The sequence below is a fragment of the Micromonospora sp. AKA38 genome (assembly GCF_027925725.1).
In the GTDB taxonomy this organism is placed as follows: Bacteria; Actinomycetota; Actinomycetes; order Mycobacteriales; family Micromonosporaceae; genus Micromonospora.
In genome coordinates this window covers 294,691-310,293 of the sequence record NZ_BNEI01000005.1, presented here as the reverse complement: position 1 = coordinate 310,293, position 15,603 = coordinate 294,691, and the positions used below count along the sequence as shown (strand labels likewise).

The window sequence follows — 15,603 nt, the reverse complement described above, 5'->3', positions numbered from 1 at the left end:
CCGAAGAGCAGCTGTACTAGAAGAATCCCGGCCGTTGCCGAGGAAAAACTCACCAGTGTCTCCGCCATCTGAGCACCCCGACCCGACATTCGCAGGTCGCGGGCTCCATACCAGCTTTCGCTGGATGGTGCTCCTTAGAAAGGAGGTGATCCAGCCGCACCTTCCGGTACGGCTACCTTGTTACGACTTCGTCCCAATCGCCAGCCCCACCTTCGACGGCTCCCTCCACAAGGGTTGGGCCACCGGCTTCGGGTGTTGCCGACTTTCGTGACGTGACGGGCGGTGTGTACAAGGCCCGGGAACGTATTCACCGCAGCGTTGCTGATCTGCGATTACTAGCGACTCCGACTTCACGGGGTCGAGTTGCAGACCCCGATCCGAACTGAGACCGGCTTTTTGGGATTCGCTCCACCTCACGGTATCGCAGCCCATTGTACCGGCCATTGTAGCATGCGTGAAGCCCTGGACATAAGGGGCATGATGACTTGACGTCATCCCCACCTTCCTCCGAGTTGACCCCGGCAGTCTTCGATGAGTCCCCGCCATAACGCGCTGGCAACATCGAACGAGGGTTGCGCTCGTTGCGGGACTTAACCCAACATCTCACGACACGAGCTGACGACAGCCATGCACCACCTGTGACCGCCCCCGAAGGACCCCCCATCTCTGGAGGTTTTGCGGCCATGTCAAACCCAGGTAAGGTTCTTCGCGTTGCATCGAATTAATCCGCATGCTCCGCCGCTTGTGCGGGCCCCCGTCAATTCCTTTGAGTTTTAGCCTTGCGGCCGTACTCCCCAGGCGGGGCGCTTAATGCGTTAGCTGCGGCACAGGGAACCGGAGAGGCCCCCCACACCTAGCGCCCAACGTTTACAGCGTGGACTACCAGGGTATCTAATCCTGTTCGCTCCCCACGCTTTCGCTCCTCAGCGTCAGTATCGGCCCAGAGACCCGCCTTCGCCACCGGTGTTCCTCCTGATATCTGCGCATTTCACCGCTACACCAGGAATTCCAGTCTCCCCTACCGAACTCTAGCCTGCCCGTATCGACCGCAGGCCTGGGGTTGAGCCCCAGGTTTTCACGGTCGACGCGACAAGCCGCCTACGAGCTCTTTACGCCCAATAAATCCGGACAACGCTCGCGCCCTACGTCTTACCGCGGCTGCTGGCACGTAGTTGGCCGGCGCTTCTTCTGCAGGTACCGTCACTTACGCTTCGTCCCTGCTGAAAGAGGTTTACAACCCGAAGGCCGTCATCCCTCACGCGGCGTCGCTGCATCAGGCTTCCGCCCATTGTGCAATATTCCCCACTGCTGCCTCCCGTAGGAGTCTGGGCCGTGTCTCAGTCCCAGTGTGGCCGGTCGCCCTCTCAGGCCGGCTACCCGTCGTCGCCTTGGTAGGCCATCACCCCACCAACAAGCTGATAGGCCGCGAGCCCATCCCAGGCCGAAAAACTTTCCACCACACACCATGCGATGCGAGGTCATATTCGGTATTAGCCCCCGTTTCCGAGGGTTATCCCAAAGCCTAGGGCAGGTTGCTCACGTGTTACTCACCCGTTCGCCGCTCGAGTACCCCGAAGGGCCTTTCCGCTCGACTTGCATGTGTTAAGCACGCCGCCAGCGTTCGTCCTGAGCCAGGATCAAACTCTCCAACAAAAACTTTGTCGGACACAATGTCCTGGCAACAAAAGTGTTGCCAAAGGAATCCCAACCAGACAGACCAAAGCCTGACCAGTCCGGGGTATAAAACAATTGGCACTGGCTTATCAAGCACCCTGTTGAGTTCTCAAAGAACAACCACACACCACACCGGAAACCCCACCAGGAGGCCCCCGACCCGGGGCATTTCGTTCACATCCCCGCCGCTCTCGCGCCGGGCACTTTTACTACGTTACCCGGTGGTTTCCGCCGTGTCAAACCGGTGTTTGCCAGTTTGTCGTGCATCATCCATTTGCCGGGCACCACGATTCGGCCGACTCGCGTCGGTCGCATCGAGGAATTCGGCAGGACGGCCGTTCGCGGTCTCCCGCTGGCCCGTCCGTTTCCCTGCCGGCCGATAACCTTACCCGGTCGGTTCCGCCTCACCAAATCCGCCTCCCGGCGGATCCGGGGCACCACCCGGTTTCCAGGTCCTGCGCTCCGGCCTCCCAGGTCTTTCGCCCTGTTCGTCCGTTCCGCGCTGGCAGAGAGAAAGTTACGCGCCCGACGGATTGATCGTCAAATCCGCCGGGCGCGTCCCCCGTCACATCGTCGACGGTTGACTATCCCCGCAGCTCAACACCCGCGAACGAGCGCTTCCCCCGGCGCAGCACCAGGTAGCGACCGTGCAGCAGGTCGGCGTCGGAGACCGTCGCGTCGACCTCGGCGACCCGGACGTTGTTGACGTAGGCGCCGCCCTCGGCGATCACCCGCCGGGCCTCCTTCATGCTCGGGACCAGGCCCGACTCCTTGAGCAGGCCGGCGACGTCCGGCAGCTCGTCGACGGGCACGAGCCCCGCCTCGGCGAGCGCGGCCCGCAGCGTCTCCGGCGAGAGTTCGTCCAGCGCCCCCCGCCCGAACAGCGCCTGACTCGCGGCGATCGCCTGGGCCGTCTCCCGCTCGCCGTGCACCAGCGTGGTCAGCTCCTCGGCCAGGGCCCGCTGGGCCGCCCGCGCCTGCGGGCGTTCGGCGGTGGCCTTCTCCAACTCCTCCAGCTCCGACCGGGACCGGAAGCTGAAGTACCGCAGGTAACGGGACACGTCGCGGTCGTCGGCGTTGAGCCAGAACTGGTAGAAGGCGTACGGGCTGGTCATCTCCGGGTCGAGCCAGACCGCGCCGGTCTCGCTCTTGCCGAACTTGGTGCCGTCCGACTTGGTGACCAGCGGGGTGGTGAACGCCTGCACCGGTCCGGCGCCGCGCCGGCGGACGTAGTCCACGCCGGCGGTGATGTTGCCCCACTGGTCCGAGCCGCCGTACTGGAGCTGGCAGCCGTGCCGGCGGTGCAGTTCGAAGAAGTCGTTGGCCTGGAGGAGCTGGTAGCTGAACTCGGTGTAGCTGATGCCGCTCTCCAGCCGGGCCTTGACCACCTCCCGGGCCAGCATCTTGTTCACCGGGAAGTGCTTGCCGACGTCCCGGAGGAACTCCACCACCGACATCTCGCCGGTCCACTCCAGGTTGTTGACCATGCGGGCCGCGTTGTCGCCGGTGTACGTGAGGAACGGTGAGAGCTGGTCCCGGATGCGCTGGACCCAGCCGGCGATGACCTCCGGCGGGTTGAGCGTCCGTTCGGCGCTCTCCTTGGGGTCACCGATCTGACCGGTGGCGCCGCCGACCAGCAGCAGCGGCCGGTGCCCGGCGAGCTGGAGCCGGCGGGCGGTGACGACCTGCATGAGGTTGCCGACGTGCAGGCTGGGGGCGGTCGGGTCGAAGCCCACATAGAACGTGGCGCTCGGGCCGTCGAGCAGCGCACGCAGCTCGTCGGGGCCGGTCGAGTCCTGGATCAGGCCCCGCCACAGCAGGTCTTCGGTCAGGGAGTCCCGCCCCGGCGGGAGGTTGCTGTCGGTCACGGTCACCAATTCTCCCCCATCCCCGGCCCGGGGCCGTACCGGGTTTGCCGACGGCGGCGCCGACTAGGCTGGCGGCGCCGTCGAGCGCGAGGAGGAACCAGGGTGGAGACACCGGACCTGACCGGGGGCTACGTGGCCCTGCTGGGGCTTGAGTTGGGCGAGGCCAGCGCCGACCGGGTGGTGATCCGCTGGCGGGTCCGCCCGGAGCTGCACCAGCCGCACGGGATCCAGCACGGCGGGGTCTACTGCTCGGTGGTGGAGACGGCGGCCAGCGTCGGCGGCTCGCTCTGGCTGGGCGACCGGGGCCGGGTGGTCGGGGTGTCGAACCAGACCGACTTCCTGCGCGCCGTCCGTGACGGCGAGCTGACCGCGGTCGGCACGCCGGTGCACCGGGGTCGCAGTCAGCAACTGTGGCTGGTGGAGATCACCGACAGCGACGCCCGGCTGGTCGCCCGCGGGCAGGTGCGGTTGCAGAACCTGACCGCCGACTGACGTCGGGCTGCCCGATTCCCACGATAACGGGGCACTGACGCCGATATCGTCGCGTCGATGAGACCAGCCGCCCCCGACCCGACGTGAGGAAGCTGCTCGCCGCCACGCTGGGCGTGCTCTCGGCCATCGGCGGCTTCGTCGACATCGGCGACCTGGTGGCGGCCAGCCAGGCCGGTGCGCTCTTCGGCATGGCCCACGCCTGGGTGCTGCTGGTCGGGGTGGTGGGCATCTGCGCGTACGCGGACATGGCGGGCCGGATCGCGGCGGTGAGCGGCCGGGCGGTGTTCGACCTGGTCCGGGAGCGGCTCGGGCCCCGAGTCGCGTTGCTCAACCTGGTGGCGACGTGGCTGGTCACGGTCGTGACGCTGGCCGCGGAGCTGGGCGGGGTGGCGCTGGCGCTCACGCTGGCCACCGGGCTCAGCCACCTGCTCTGGGTGCCGCTGGCCGCGCTGGCGGTCTGGCTGGTGCTGTGGCGGATGCGCTTCGAGCTGATGGAGCGGATCTTCGGCCTGGCCGGGCTGGCGCTGCTGGTCTTCGCGGTCGCGCTGGCGGCGTTGCCGACCGACTGGGCGGAACTCGGGCAGGGGGCGTGGCGGGTCAGCTCGGCCGGTCACGGTTGGCCGCTGTACTGGTTCGTGGCGGTGGCGCTGTTCGCGTCCACGGTCAGCCCGTACGAGGTCTTCTTCTTCTCCTCCGGCGGGGTGGAGGAACGGTGGAGCCCGGCCGACCTGGCGCGCGCCCGGTCGAACGTGCTGATCGGCTTCCCGGTGGGCGGCTTCCTGGCGTTGTCGCTGATCGCCGTGGCGACGGTGGCCTACCACCCGTCCGATGCGTCCCTGACCTCGCTCGACCAGGTGGCGCGGCCGGTGGCGACCGCGCTCGGCGGCGCCGGTCTGGTCGCCGCGGTGCTGGCGTTCTTCGCGGTGACGTTCGGCGCGGCGCTGGAGACCGGCCTGTCGGCGGCGTACGCGGCGGCGCAGTACTTCGGCTGGCAGTGGGGCAAGCGGGTCAGCCCGCGGGAGGCGGCCCGGTTCCACAGCGTGCTGCTGCTCGGGCTGCTGCTCGGTGTGGTGATGCTGATGACGACCGTGGACCCGGTGCGGCTGACCGAGTACATGCTGGTGCTGAGCGCGGTGGTGCTGCCGCTGACCTACCTGCCGATCCTGGTGGTGGCCAACGACCGCACCTACCTCGGGGACCGGGTCAACGGGTGGTGGGCGAACCTGCTCGGCGCCGTGTTCCTGCTGCTCATCGTCGCCGCCTCGGTGGCGGCGATCCCACTGGCGATCATGACGGGGATGGGGCGATGAGGGTCCAGCTCGCCAGGCAACTGCTCGACCGGCAGATCGTCGACGCCGAGGGCCGGCTGGTGGGGCGCGTGGACGACATCGCGTTCGCGGTGGACGGGGCGGGCTACCCGTACGTGGACAGCCTGCTCACCGGCCAGGGCGCGCTCGGGGAGCGGATCGGCGGCCGGGTCGGGCGGCTGCTGGTGGCGGTCGCCGACCGCTTCACCGACGATCCGCCGGTGCCGCCGTTGCGGGTGCCGCTGGCGGTGGTGGACCGGGTGGACAGCGCGGTCCGGCTGCGCTGCCGGGCGGCGGAGCTGCCGTCCTCACCGGTGGAGTCGTGGCTGCGCCGCCACCTGATCGAGCGGATCCCGGGGGCGTACCGTGCGAGCGGGTGAGCTGCTCGGGCGCACCGCGTACGACCTGCACGGCCGGCGGTTGGGCCGGGTGGTGGACGTGGTGGTGCGCGGGGGCTGGCCGCCGGAGCGGCTGCGGATCGCCGACGTGATCGTGGCCGGTCACTGGTGGACCCGGGTGACCGGTCGGCTGATCGGGCCGGAGCTGCATCCGGCCGGGCCGTGGCTGCTGCGGGCGGTCGCCCGGCTGGTGGGGCGCAGCACCCACCAGGTGCCGGCCGACGCGGTGCGGCTGCATCCGCCGGTGCCCGGCTTCCCGTTCGGCCCACCCGCCGACCGGCGCTGAGCCGACCCCTGCGCCGGACGCGGTAGGGCTGATCCCCGCGCCGGGCGACCGGCGCGGGGCGGCGGGACCGTCAGCGGCGTGCCTCGTCGAGTTCCGGGGTGTCCGCCGGGTCAGCGGCGTCGGCCGGCTCGGCGCCGTCCGCGTCGTCGCCGTTGTTCCGCTCGCGACGGGGACGGCGGCGGAGACGCACCTCGACGATGGCGCGCTGGTCCACGCCGGCCACGGTCAGCTCCCAGCCGTCCACGGCGACCTGCTCCCCCGCCACGGTCGGGATGTGCCCGAGGCAGATCAGCACCAGCCCGGCGATGGTGGTGTAGTCGCCGGCGGGCCGGTTGGGCAGGTCGACCCCGAGATCGGTGAGGTCGTGCACCGGGAAGGTGCCGGGCAGCACCAGCGTGCCGTCCGCCTCGGTGTGGACCGCCTGGAGGTCGCGGTCGGTCTCGTCGTAGATCTCGCCGACGATCTCTTCGAGGATGTCCTCCAGCGTCACGATCCCGTCGACCGCGCCGCGTTCGTCCACCACCAGCGCGATGTGTTGGCGTTCGGCCTTGAACTGGCGCAGCGCGTCGACCACGGGCAGCGAGTCGGGCAGCAGCATCGGCGGGCGGGCGATCTCGTCGACCGGCCGGTCGTCGGGGACGCCGACCAGGTCGCGCAGGTGGATGACGCCGACCGCGTCGTCCAGGCCGCCGTGCCGGACCACCGGCGCCCGGGAGTGCCCGGTCGCCGCCAGGACCAGCCGCGCGGCCTCCGCGGTGGTCCCGCTGTCGAGCGTGAAGACCTGCAACCGGGGTACGAGGACGGCCCGCAACTGCCGGTCGGCGATCTCCACCGCGCCGGCGATGATGGTGCGCTGCTCCTTGGTGAAGCCGTGGTTGCCGGCCACGATGTCGCGCAGTTCGTCCGGGCCGATCTCCTCCGGCTCGTGCTTCGGGTCGAGGCCGAACAGGCGGACCACCATGTCGCTGGTGGCGCCGAGCAGCCAGACCGCCGGCCGGGTGAGGCTGGCCAGCACGTCCAGCGGTCGGGCCACCACCAGCGCCCAGCGCTCGGCGGACTGCATGGCGATGCGCTTGGGTGCCAGCTCGCCGAAGACCAGCGTGACGAACGTGAGCACCAGGGTGACCGCGACGATGGCGACCGTCTCGGCGGCGTCGCCGAAGGCGCCGAGCAGCGGCACCAGCGGGCGGGCCAGGGAGACGGCCGCGGCGGCGGAGGCGAGGAAGCCGGCGAGGGTGATCCCGATCTGGATGGTGGCGAGGAACCGGTTCGGGTCCTTGGCCAGCCGGGCGAGGGTGCGGCCGGCGCGGCTGCTGCGCTCCAGCCGTTGCAGTTGGCTGTCCCGTAGCGACACCAGGGCCATCTCGCTGCCGGCGAAGGCCGCGTTGACGATGACCAGTACCCCGACCAGGGCCAACTGGCTCCAGTAGCTCTGCACGACCGGTTGTCTCCCTCGACCCGATCCGGGTCGGCCGATGGCCGACTCGCCGGCCGGCAGACCCGGTCGGCGTGGCCCCTCTGTGCCCCGCCGGCTCGTGCCTGAATCCTGTGCTTCTGCTGACCGGACAGATTTTTGCGTGTCCCGCATATTTGCGTGCCACGCATATTTTGCTACGGTCGGTGGGTGAGCGGGCTGCGGGAACGCAAGAAGGCAGCGACCAGAGCGGCGCTGAGCTGGGCGGCCATCCGCCTGACCGTGACGCGTGGCTACGACGCCGTGCTGGTGGAGGACATCGCGCAGGCCGCCGGCGTGTCCCCACGGACGTTCAACAACTATTTCGCCAGCAAGGCCGAGGCGATCTCCGCCCGACACCTGGACCGCAGCCGCCGCGTGGTGGACGCGCTCCGCGCCCGGCCGGCCGGCGAGCCGCTCTGGCGCGCGATCGAGGCGGCGTTCCTCACCTCGTGGGCGCCCGGTCCGGAGGTCGAGCAGTCACCACCGGGCGCCCACGAGGAGTGGGTCGCCGGGCTGCGGGTGATGCTCGCCGAGCCGGCGTTGCAGGGCGAGATGCTGCGGGCCGGCGCGGTCGCCGCCGCCGAACTGGCCGAGGTCGTCGCGGAGCGCACCGGCACCGACGCCGGCCGCGATCTCTATCCGCACCTGGTGGCCGCCGCGGTCAACGCGGGCGTCGGCGCGGCCATGCGGCACTACCTGCGCGCCGAGCGCCCCGAGCCGATGGAGCGGCTGCTCTCCGACGCGCTGGCCCAGCTCGCCGCCGGGCTGCCCCCGCCGCGCTGACCCACCCCGCCCCGTGAGAAGGGGCCCCTTGTCTACCGCAGGCGTTAACAGGGGGCCCGGCCTTTCATCCTTGGAGGTTTGTGGTGATTGATGTGCTTGTGGTGGGGGCGGGGCCCAATGGGCTCATGCTCGCGGTCGAGTTGGCGCTGGCCGGGATCCGTCCGGTGGTGTGCGACCGGCTGACCGCGCCGACCACCGAGAACCGGGCGAACGGGCTGGTCGGCCAAGTCGTCCGGATGCTCGACCGGCGCGGCCTGCACGAGCGCCTCGCCGGCTCCGCCGCGCCGCCACGACCGACGCCCGGGTTCGTCTTCGGCGCGTTGCCGCTGGACCTGACCGCCGTCGCGGACAACCCGATGTACGGGCTGGCGGTGCCCCAGCGGCAGGTCGAGCGGGTGCTCGCCGAACGGGTCGCGGAACTGGGCGTGCCGGTCCGCCGCGGGTGCGAGGTGACCGCGCTGCGGCAACGCTCCGACGCGGTGGAGGTCGGCCTCGCCGACGGCACCACGCTCGACTGCCGCTACCTGGTGGGCGCGGACGGCGGACGCAGCACGGTGCGGAAGCTGGCCGGGATCGGCTTCCCCGGCGTCACCACGGACCGGTCCGTCTCGCGTACCGCCCAGGTGGGCGTGCCGCCGGAGCTGGTCGACCCGACCACCGGCGGCCTCGTCGCGCCCGGGTACGGGGTCGTGCCGCCGTTCCAGCACACCCGCACCGAGCACGGGCTGATCGTCTGGGCGCCGTTTCCCGACCGGGCGCCCCTGGTCAGCACCGTCGAGTGGCCGGCGGCGCCGGAGGCCGACGCGCCGCTGACGCTCGACGGGATGCGGGCCAGCGTGGCCCGGGTGCTCGGGGTCGAGGTGCCGCTCGGCCCGCCGGCCGGGCCCGGTCCGCACCTGCTGCGCCGCCTGGCCGGCGGCAACACCCGGCTCGCCGAGCGCTACCGGGCCGGCCGGGTGCTGCTGCTCGGCGACGCCGCCCACGTCCACTCCGCGATCGGCGGGCCGGGGCTCAACCTCGGCCTCCAGGACGCGGTGAACCTCGGCTGGAAGCTGGCCGCGCGGCTGCACGGCTGGGCCCCGGACGGGTTGCTCGACACGTACGAGGCCGAGCGCCGACCGGCGGCCCGGCGGGTGACCATGTCGACCCAGGCCCAGTCCGCCCTGATCGCGCCGGGCGCCGAGGTCACCGCGCTGCGCGAACTCGTCGGCGAGCTGCTCGCCCGGCCGGAGAACGCCGGGCACGTGGCCGCGCTGATGGCCGGCGCGGACATCCGCTACGACCGGGGACCGGACGGGCCGCCGGTCGGCACCTGGGCGCCGGACCTGGTGGTGCACCGCGACACCGGGCCGGTGCGGCTGGCCGAGCTGACCCGGGACGCGCGCCCGCTGCTGCTCGACGGCACCGGCACGCTGGGCGGGACCGCCGAGCCGTGGCGGGACCGGGTCGACGTGGTCGACGGCCGGCTGACGGGCACCGCCTCGACCGCGCTGCTGCTGCGCCCGGACTGCTACCTGGCCTGGGCCTCCGACGCGGCGGCACCGGACCGGGACGGGCTGCGCGCCGCGCTCACCCACTGGTTCGGCCGGCCCCGCGACCACGCGAGCACACCGGCCTGACCCGGCTCAGGCCGGGGCGGGCAGGTCCAGCACGTACGCGCCGCCCTCCGGGCGGAAACCGAGCCGGTGGTAGTAGGGGGCGACCATGCCCGGCGGACTGACCACCCGGCGGAAACCCCGGTCGGTGAACAGCCGGCTGCGCCGGTAGACGAACTCGCCGGGGGTGAAGTCGCGGAACGGCGGGGTCACGTAGTCCAGGTCGATCTGGGCCACCCCGCCGGCCTCGGCGTGCGACACCATCACGCCGACCACCTCGTCCGCGCGGACCACCAGGAACGCCGAGCGGTCGGCGGCGGCCGGGTCCCAGCGGAACGCCGGGTTGAACCGGGCGATGTCGGTGGCGTGCACCCGCAGCGTGTGGGCCAGGAACGCGTCGCCGGTGCCCACCTCCACCACCTGGTAGGTCTGCTCGTCGTGCCGGGTGGCCAGCAACTTGCGCAGGTACCAGAGGTTGATCACGGTGAGCACCACGTTCAGCCCGACCATCGGCCACACGTGCAGGGCGGCGTTGTAGCCGATCAGGATCAGGCAGCCGACCAGGTTGAGCGCGCGCAGCCGCAGGATGCGCGTCTGCAGCAGGGACCAGACCAGCAGCGCGGAGCCGGCCCAGCCGACGAGTTCCAGCCAGTTCACCCCGGGGACACTAGTGGTCGCGCTGGTCAGGCCCCTCGGCGGGCAGCTCCAGCACCCACTCCTCGACCTCGACGCCGCGGCCGGGAGCGTACCCCGCGTCCTCGCCGACCACGACGAAGCCGCACTTGCGCAGCACCGCGAGCGAGGCGGCGTTGTCCTTCGCGGCGCGGGCCCGCACCGGCCGCTGCGGCAGCTCCCGCAGCAGCGCGGTGAGCCCGGCGGTGGCGTGGCCGCGCCCCCAGCGCTCCGGGTTGATCCAGTAGCTGACCTCGGTCCGGTCGTCGACCGGGAACGCCGCCACGTGGCCGACCACCTCGCCGCCGGCGACGATCGTGCGGTTGACGATGCGCTCGTCGGCGCGGATCCGCGCCCAGTGCGCGTCGAACGCGGCCCGGTCCGCCGGGTCCTTCGGACCGAACGCGGCCATCCAGTTGGCCTGCGCGTCCTGCTCGTGGGCGAAGAACGCGGGCAGGTCGTCGTCCCGGACCGGACGGATTTCCACAGCGGGGTTCACGGCCGGGAAGGATACGCGGACCCACCGACACCGTTCGGGACCTCCGGCCCCTCCCGGGTCCCGTCCGGCCCTGCCGGGGCGGCCGGCCGGACCGATACCAAGGAGGAGGTACCACGCAGCCGAGGAGGCCGGACCATGCGGAAGTACGTCTACGACTTCATCGAGGGTGACCGGAGCCGGGCCGATCTGCTCGGCGGCAAGGGCGCCAACCCGGCCGAGATGACCCGGCTCGGGCTGCCGGTGCCGCCCGGGTTCACCGTGACCACCGACGCGTGCCGCGCCTACCTGGCCACCGGCACGCCGCCGGACGGGCTGTACGAGGAGATCAACGCGCACCTGCGTCAGGTCGAGGCGCGGTTGGACCGGCGGCTCGGCGACCCGGGCGGCCCGCTGCTGCTGGCGGTCCGCTCCGGCGGCCGGTACTCGATGCCGGCAGCGGCCGGCGGCGCACGGTGGACGAGATGGTCGCCACCATCGCGGCGCGCACAAGTACGCCGAGCTGGGCCTCGCCTTCCCGCTCGCCGACACCGCGCCGCCGGACCCGGAGCTGCTGGCCCGGGTCCGCGGTCAGTTCGCCGCGCGCGGGCTCACCGTCACCTGACCTCCGGTGGCGCGGGGCCGCCCGACGGTCCCGGCCCGCACTACGATGGCGGCATGTCGACCGCACACCGCACCTCGCGTCTCCGGAACCTGGTCGCGACCGGCGCGCGGACCACCGGCGCGCAGGCCACCGGCGCCCAGGCGACCGGGGCGCGGGCCCTCGGCGGTACGGCCGTGGGCGCGTTGGCGGTGGGCGCGCTGGCGCTCGGCGCCGTGTCGGTGGGCGCGCTCGTGATCGGCCGGCTGGTGGTGCGCCGCGCGGTGGTCCGCGAGCTGCGCATCGGTCGGCTCGAGGTGGACGAGCTGGTGATCCGGCGCGACTCCGCCGCGGGGTGAGTCAGCCCGCCGCGGACGTCGGATAGCCGTACAGGTCGAGCAGGCGCACCCGGGACGCCTGGAGCCGGTCCACCACGACGCTCATGAACCGGGCGGTGAGCTGCCGGCCCAGCGTGTCGTCGGACCCCATCAGCCGGCGTACCCCCTCGGCGGAGAACTCCACCGCCGTGCTGCGCCGGGTGGCCACCGCGCCGAACTGCCAGCGGTAGGGCGGGAACAGCCAGGACCAGCCGAGCACCCCGCCCGCGCCGATCGTCTCGATCCCCACGTCGCCGCGACCGGGCACCGGGAAGTCCAGCGCCACCTGGCCGTCCCGGACCAGCCAGAACCGCTCGGCCGGCTGCCCGGCCCGGAACAGCCGGTGCCCCGGGTGCCAGGCCACCGGGCGGGCGTAGCCGGTGAGCGGCGGCAGCCACTCGTCCGGCAGCCCGGCCAGGAACGGGTGCACGCGGAGCATCTCCAGCGGGGTCATCGCGCCTCCACGATCGACAGGTGGGAGCCGAAACTCCATTGCACCCCACCGCGCCGCGATCCGGCAGGGCCGATGGTCCCGCGCCGCGCGGGCGGTCGCCTCTGCCCCGCCGCGACGGCCCGGTCCAGGCTGGAGGTGGAGCGAAGGAGGACGTGATGACCGACAGATCCGGCGTCCCCGTCGTGGTGGGCGTGGATGGTTCCCCGTCAGCGCTGGACGCGGTCCGGCTGGCCGCGCGGGAGGCGGCGTCGCGGCACCGGCCGTTGCGGGTGGTGCACGCGTTCCGCTGGCAGCCGGTCGGTACCCCGCTCGGCCCGGTCGCCGTCGTGCTCCCCGACGACGAGGTGCGGCGGGCGGCCGGGAAGCTGGTCGCCGAGGCGGTCGAGGAGGCCCGCAAGATCGACGCGCGGACCTCGCGGTGACCGGCACGGTGACCGACGGCGGGCCCCCGCCTGACCGGGCCGGGCGTGGCGGCGCCCGCTCGTGGGACGGGGGACGGCCACAATGGCCTGAGTCGACCGGAGGGATCATCCGATGAACCGACCCGTCGTGGCGGGGGTGGACGGGTCCCCGTCCAGCCTGACCGCCGCCGACCAGGCCGCCGTGGCCGCCGTCGCACGCGCCCGGCCGCTGCTGCTGGTGCACGGCTACCTGCACCCGCTCGGCTACGGCGTGCCGCTCAACCCGTACGACCTCGGGGTGCCGGCGCCCACCGCGGAGGCGGAGAAGATGCTCGAACGGGTCGCCGCCGAGCTGGCCGACCGGCACCCCGGGCTGCGGGTGGAGGTGCGCCAGGTCGCCGGCGGGCCCGGCGCGACGCTGGTCGAGGAGTCCCGCCGGGCGGAACTGGTGGTGGTGGGCAGCCGGGGGGTGGGCGGCTTCGCCGGGCTGCTGCTCGGCTCGGTCGGCGCGCAGCTCGCCCAGCACGGGCACTGTCCGGTGCTCGTCGTGCGGCCGGCGGAGCAGCCGATCCCGGTCGGCGGTCCGGTGCTGGTCGGGGTGGACGGCTCCGAGTCCGCGGCGTACGCCGTCGAACTCGCCGCGGACGAAGCCGACCGCCGGGACGCGGAGCTGGTGCTGACGCACGTGCGCGCGCCGGAGCGCGGCGCGCCGGCCCCGGAGGTCGCGGCCGAGGCGACCACCGCGGAGCGGGCCGAGACGGCCGAGCTGCTCGGCGCCGCTGCCGCTCGGATCCGGGTGGCCCACCCGGAACTGCGGGTGACCGAACGCCCCGTCGTCGCCGCCTCCCCGGAGACCGCGCTGCGGGACGCGAGCGCCGACGCGTCGCTGGTGGTGGTCGGTTCCCGGGGCCGGGGTGGCTTCACCGGGTTGCTGCTCGGCTCGGTCAGCCAGGCCCTGGTGCAGCACGCCCACTGCCCGGTGCTGATCGCCCGTCGTCCGGAGCCGGTCGGTGACTGAGGCCGACCGGCCGGGTCAGGACGGGTCGCGGCCGGCGAGCAGGTCGGCGAAGTCGGTGGTGAGGGCGAACGGGTCGGCCGGCCCGGACGCGGCCGGGCGGCGGTCCACCTGCTCGGCCAGCTCGGCTGCGGCGCGCCGGATCCGGGCCCGCAACGCGCTGTCGCCGTCGTCACCGGCCCAGTCCTCGGGCGCGGCGAAGACCGCTGTCGGCAGCACCACCGCCCGCAGGTAGGCGAACATCGGCCGGACCGCGTGCTCCAGCGCGAGCGAGTGCCGCGCGGTGCCGCCGGTCGCCCCGACCAGCACCGGCGTGCCGGCCAGCGCGTCGCGGTCCACCACGTCGAAGAAGGACTTGAACAACCCGTTGTAGGACGCGTTGAAGATCGGGGTGACGGCGATCAGACCGTCCGCCGCCGCGACGGCGCCCAGCGTGCGGCGCAGGGCGGTGGGCGCGAAGCCGGTCAGCAGGTGGTTCACCACGTCGTGGGCGTGCTCGCGCAGGTCCACCGGGCGCAGCTCCACGTCGGCCCCCCGGCCGACCAGGTCGTCGCGGGCGGCCGCGGCGAGCTGGTCGGCGAGCAGGCGGGTGGACGAGGGCTGGCCGAGACCGGCCGAGACGACCGCGAGGGTACGCCGGGTCATCGCGCCTCCTCCGGGCTCGTCGCGGCGTCCCGGGCGGCCAGCAGGGCGGCGTGGGTGGGCGCCTCCGGCACGTGCACCGGACGCATCGAGTCGAACTCCTTGCGCAGCACCGGGACGACCTCCTCGCCCAGCAGGTCGAGCTGCTCCAGCACCGTCTTCAGCGGCAGGCCGGCGTGGTCCATCAGGAAGAGCTGCCGCTGGTAGTCGCCGACGTACTCGCGGAAGCCCAGCGTGCGGTCGATGACCTGCTGCGGGCTGCCGACGGTCAGCGGCGTCTCCCGGGTGAACTCCTCCAGCGACGGGCCGTGCCCGTAGACCGGGGCGTTGTCGAAGTACGGCCGGAACTCGCGCACCGCGTCCTGCGAGTTGCGGCGCATGAAGACCTGCCCGCCGAGTCCGACGATCGCCTGGTCCGGCGAGCCGTGGCCGTAGTGCGCGAACCGCTCCCGGTAGAGGCCTACCATCCGCTCGGTGTGCTCCTTGGGCCAGAAGATGTGGTTGGCGAAGAAGCCGTCGCCGTAGTAGGCGGCCTGCTCGGCGATCTCCGGGCTGCGGATCGAGCCGTGCCAGACGAACGGCGGTACGCCGTCGAGCGGACGCGGGGTCGAGGTGAACGACTGGAGCGGGGTGCGGAACCGGCCCTTCCAGTCGACCACGTCCTCGCGCCACAGCCGGTGCAGCAGGTCGTAGTTCTCGATCGCGAGGGGGATGCCGTTGCGGATGTCCTGCCCGAACCACGGGTAGACCGGGCCGGTGTTGCCGCGACCCATCATCAGGTCCACCCGGCCGTCGGCCAGGTGCTGGAGCATCGCGTAGTCCTCGGCGATCTTGACCGGGTCGTTGGTGGTGATCAGCGTGGTGGAGGTGGACAGGATCAGCCGCTCGGTGCGGGCCGCGATCCAGCCGAGCATGGTGGTCGGCGACGACGGCACGAACGGCGGGTTGTGGTGCTCACCGGTGGCGAAGACGTCCAGACCGACCTCTTCGGCCTTGAGCGCGATGGTGGTCATGGCCTTGATCCGGTCACGCTCGGACGGCAGCCGCCCGGTGGTCGGGTCGACGGTGACGTCACCGACGGTGAAGATTCCGAACTGCATGACCAGC

15 protein-coding genes, 1 rRNA gene and 1 pseudogene are annotated in these 15,603 nt (G+C 72.3%); 9 read left to right on the top strand and 8 right to left on the bottom strand.

The annotated features are described in order from the left end of the window. Positions 1-138 precede the first annotated feature (138 nt). Positions 139-1,653: ribosomal RNA gene (locus TPA0908_RS19140) — 16S ribosomal RNA — on the bottom strand. A gap of 605 nt (positions 1,654-2,258) precedes the next feature. Continuing rightward, entirely contained in the window at positions 2,259-3,542 is a 1,284-nt protein-coding gene (gene tyrS, locus TPA0908_RS19135) for a tyrosine--tRNA ligase (RefSeq protein WP_281942618.1), read from the bottom strand. 102 nt (positions 3,543-3,644) lie between these two features. On the opposite strand from tyrS, the gene TPA0908_RS19130 reads away from it, so the two are divergent. The 4 genes from TPA0908_RS19130 to TPA0908_RS19115 all read left to right on the top strand — a co-directional run bounded on the left by TPA0908_RS19130 (position 3,645) and on the right by TPA0908_RS19115 (position 6,025). Continuing rightward, positions 3,645-4,034: a PaaI family thioesterase gene (locus TPA0908_RS19130; protein ID WP_281939822.1), complete on the top strand. Its 390-nt coding sequence runs from the start codon at positions 3,645-3,647 to the stop codon at positions 4,032-4,034. A gap of 83 nt (positions 4,035-4,117) precedes the next feature. Continuing rightward, positions 4,118-5,344 (top strand): NRAMP family divalent metal transporter, encoded by a 1,227-nt coding sequence (locus tag TPA0908_RS19125; protein WP_281939821.1) that lies wholly within the window; start codon positions 4,118-4,120, stop codon positions 5,342-5,344. Beyond that, the gene (locus TPA0908_RS19120) at positions 5,341-5,721 is read left to right on the top strand and encodes a hypothetical protein (RefSeq protein WP_281939820.1); all 381 of its coding nucleotides are present in this window, start codon (positions 5,341-5,343) and stop codon (positions 5,719-5,721) included. Before TPA0908_RS19125 ends, TPA0908_RS19120 begins: the two co-directional genes overlap by 4 nt. Beyond that, on the top strand, positions 5,708-6,025 hold the full coding sequence (locus tag TPA0908_RS19115) for a PRC-barrel domain containing protein (RefSeq protein WP_281939819.1): 318 nt from the start codon (positions 5,708-5,710) through the stop codon (positions 6,023-6,025). The genes TPA0908_RS19120 and TPA0908_RS19115 overlap by 14 nt, the downstream gene beginning before the upstream one ends. Before the next feature lie 70 nt (positions 6,026-6,095). Here TPA0908_RS19115 and TPA0908_RS19110 read toward each other — a convergent pair whose 3' ends face one another. Further along, entirely contained in the window at positions 6,096-7,463 is a 1,368-nt protein-coding gene (locus tag TPA0908_RS19110; RefSeq protein ID WP_281939818.1) for a hemolysin family protein, read from the bottom strand. Between the two features lie 186 nt (positions 7,464-7,649). Here TPA0908_RS19110 and TPA0908_RS19105 point away from each other — a divergent pair, with 186 nt between their 5' ends. Continuing rightward, positions 7,650-8,264: an acyl-CoA-like ligand-binding transcription factor gene (locus tag TPA0908_RS19105; RefSeq protein ID WP_281939817.1), complete on the top strand. Its 615-nt coding sequence runs from the start codon at positions 7,650-7,652 to the stop codon at positions 8,262-8,264. 80 nt (positions 8,265-8,344) lie between these two features. After that, the gene (locus tag TPA0908_RS19100) at positions 8,345-9,883 is read left to right on the top strand and encodes an FAD-dependent monooxygenase (protein WP_308447837.1); all 1,539 of its coding nucleotides are present in this window, start codon (positions 8,345-8,347) and stop codon (positions 9,881-9,883) included. A gap of 6 nt (positions 9,884-9,889) precedes the next feature. Here the strand turns inward: TPA0908_RS19100 and TPA0908_RS19095 are convergent, their stop codons facing one another. After that, positions 9,890-10,516, bottom strand: coding sequence for a hypothetical protein (locus TPA0908_RS19095; protein ID WP_281939815.1), 627 nt, complete (start codon positions 10,514-10,516; stop codon positions 9,890-9,892). 10 nt (positions 10,517-10,526) lie between these two features. After that, the gene (locus TPA0908_RS19090) at positions 10,527-11,030 is read right to left on the bottom strand and encodes a GNAT family N-acetyltransferase (RefSeq protein ID WP_281939814.1); all 504 of its coding nucleotides are present in this window, start codon (positions 11,028-11,030) and stop codon (positions 10,527-10,529) included. Positions 11,031-11,165: 135 nt separating this feature from the next. Between TPA0908_RS19090 and TPA0908_RS19085 the strand changes: the two are divergent. Next, positions 11,166-11,462, top strand: a pseudogene (locus tag TPA0908_RS19085) (PEP/pyruvate-binding domain-containing protein); the annotation flags it as partial. A gap of 505 nt (positions 11,463-11,967) precedes the next feature. Here TPA0908_RS19085 and TPA0908_RS19080 read toward each other — a convergent pair. After that, positions 11,968-12,438: a cyclic nucleotide-binding domain-containing protein gene (locus TPA0908_RS19080; protein ID WP_281939813.1), complete on the bottom strand. Its 471-nt coding sequence runs from the start codon at positions 12,436-12,438 to the stop codon at positions 11,968-11,970. A gap of 155 nt (positions 12,439-12,593) precedes the next feature. Here TPA0908_RS19080 and TPA0908_RS19075 point away from each other — a divergent pair, with 155 nt between their 5' ends. Together TPA0908_RS19075 and TPA0908_RS19070 are read left to right on the top strand one after the other, a co-directional pair. After that, positions 12,594-12,860 carry a universal stress protein gene (locus tag TPA0908_RS19075; protein WP_281939812.1) on the top strand — a complete coding sequence of 89 codons (267 nt, stop codon included), beginning with the start codon at positions 12,594-12,596 and terminating at the stop codon, positions 12,858-12,860. Between the two features lie 112 nt (positions 12,861-12,972). Further along, positions 12,973-13,857 carry a universal stress protein gene (locus TPA0908_RS19070; RefSeq protein ID WP_281939811.1) on the top strand — a complete coding sequence of 295 codons (885 nt, stop codon included), beginning with the start codon at positions 12,973-12,975 and terminating at the stop codon, positions 13,855-13,857. 15 nt (positions 13,858-13,872) lie between these two features. Here TPA0908_RS19070 and TPA0908_RS19065 read toward each other — a convergent pair whose 3' ends face one another. Together TPA0908_RS19065 and TPA0908_RS19060 are read right to left on the bottom strand one after the other, a co-directional pair. After that, a complete protein-coding gene (locus TPA0908_RS19065) occupies positions 13,873-14,499 on the bottom strand; it encodes a CE1759 family FMN reductase (RefSeq protein WP_281939810.1) in 627 nt (208 codons plus the stop codon). After that, a complete protein-coding gene (locus TPA0908_RS19060; RefSeq protein ID WP_281939809.1) occupies positions 14,496-15,596 on the bottom strand; it encodes an LLM class flavin-dependent oxidoreductase in 1,101 nt (366 codons plus the stop codon). Before TPA0908_RS19060 ends, TPA0908_RS19065 begins: the two co-directional genes overlap by 4 nt. Between the last annotated feature and the right edge of the window lie 7 nt (positions 15,597-15,603).

What these genes read in the sequence shown, in the direction of transcription:
- TPA0908_RS19070 (WP_281939811.1), top strand. Translation starts at nt 12,973, where the DNA reads ATGAACCGACCCGTCGTGGCGGGGGTGGACGGGTCCCCGTCCAGCCTG.
- TPA0908_RS19080 (WP_281939813.1), bottom strand. Translation starts at nt 12,438, where the DNA reads ATGACCCCGCTGGAGATGCTCCGCGTGCACCCGTTCCTGGCCGGGCTG.
- TPA0908_RS19120 (WP_281939820.1), top strand. Translation starts at nt 5,341, where the DNA reads ATGAGGGTCCAGCTCGCCAGGCAACTGCTCGACCGGCAGATCGTCGAC.
- TPA0908_RS19065 (WP_281939810.1), bottom strand. Translation starts at nt 14,499, where the DNA reads ATGACCCGGCGTACCCTCGCGGTCGTCTCGGCCGGTCTCGGCCAGCCC.
- TPA0908_RS19060 (WP_281939809.1), bottom strand. Translation starts at nt 15,596, where the DNA reads ATGCAGTTCGGAATCTTCACCGTCGGTGACGTCACCGTCGACCCGACC.
- TPA0908_RS19075 (WP_281939812.1), top strand. Translation starts at nt 12,594, where the DNA reads ATGACCGACAGATCCGGCGTCCCCGTCGTGGTGGGCGTGGATGGTTCC.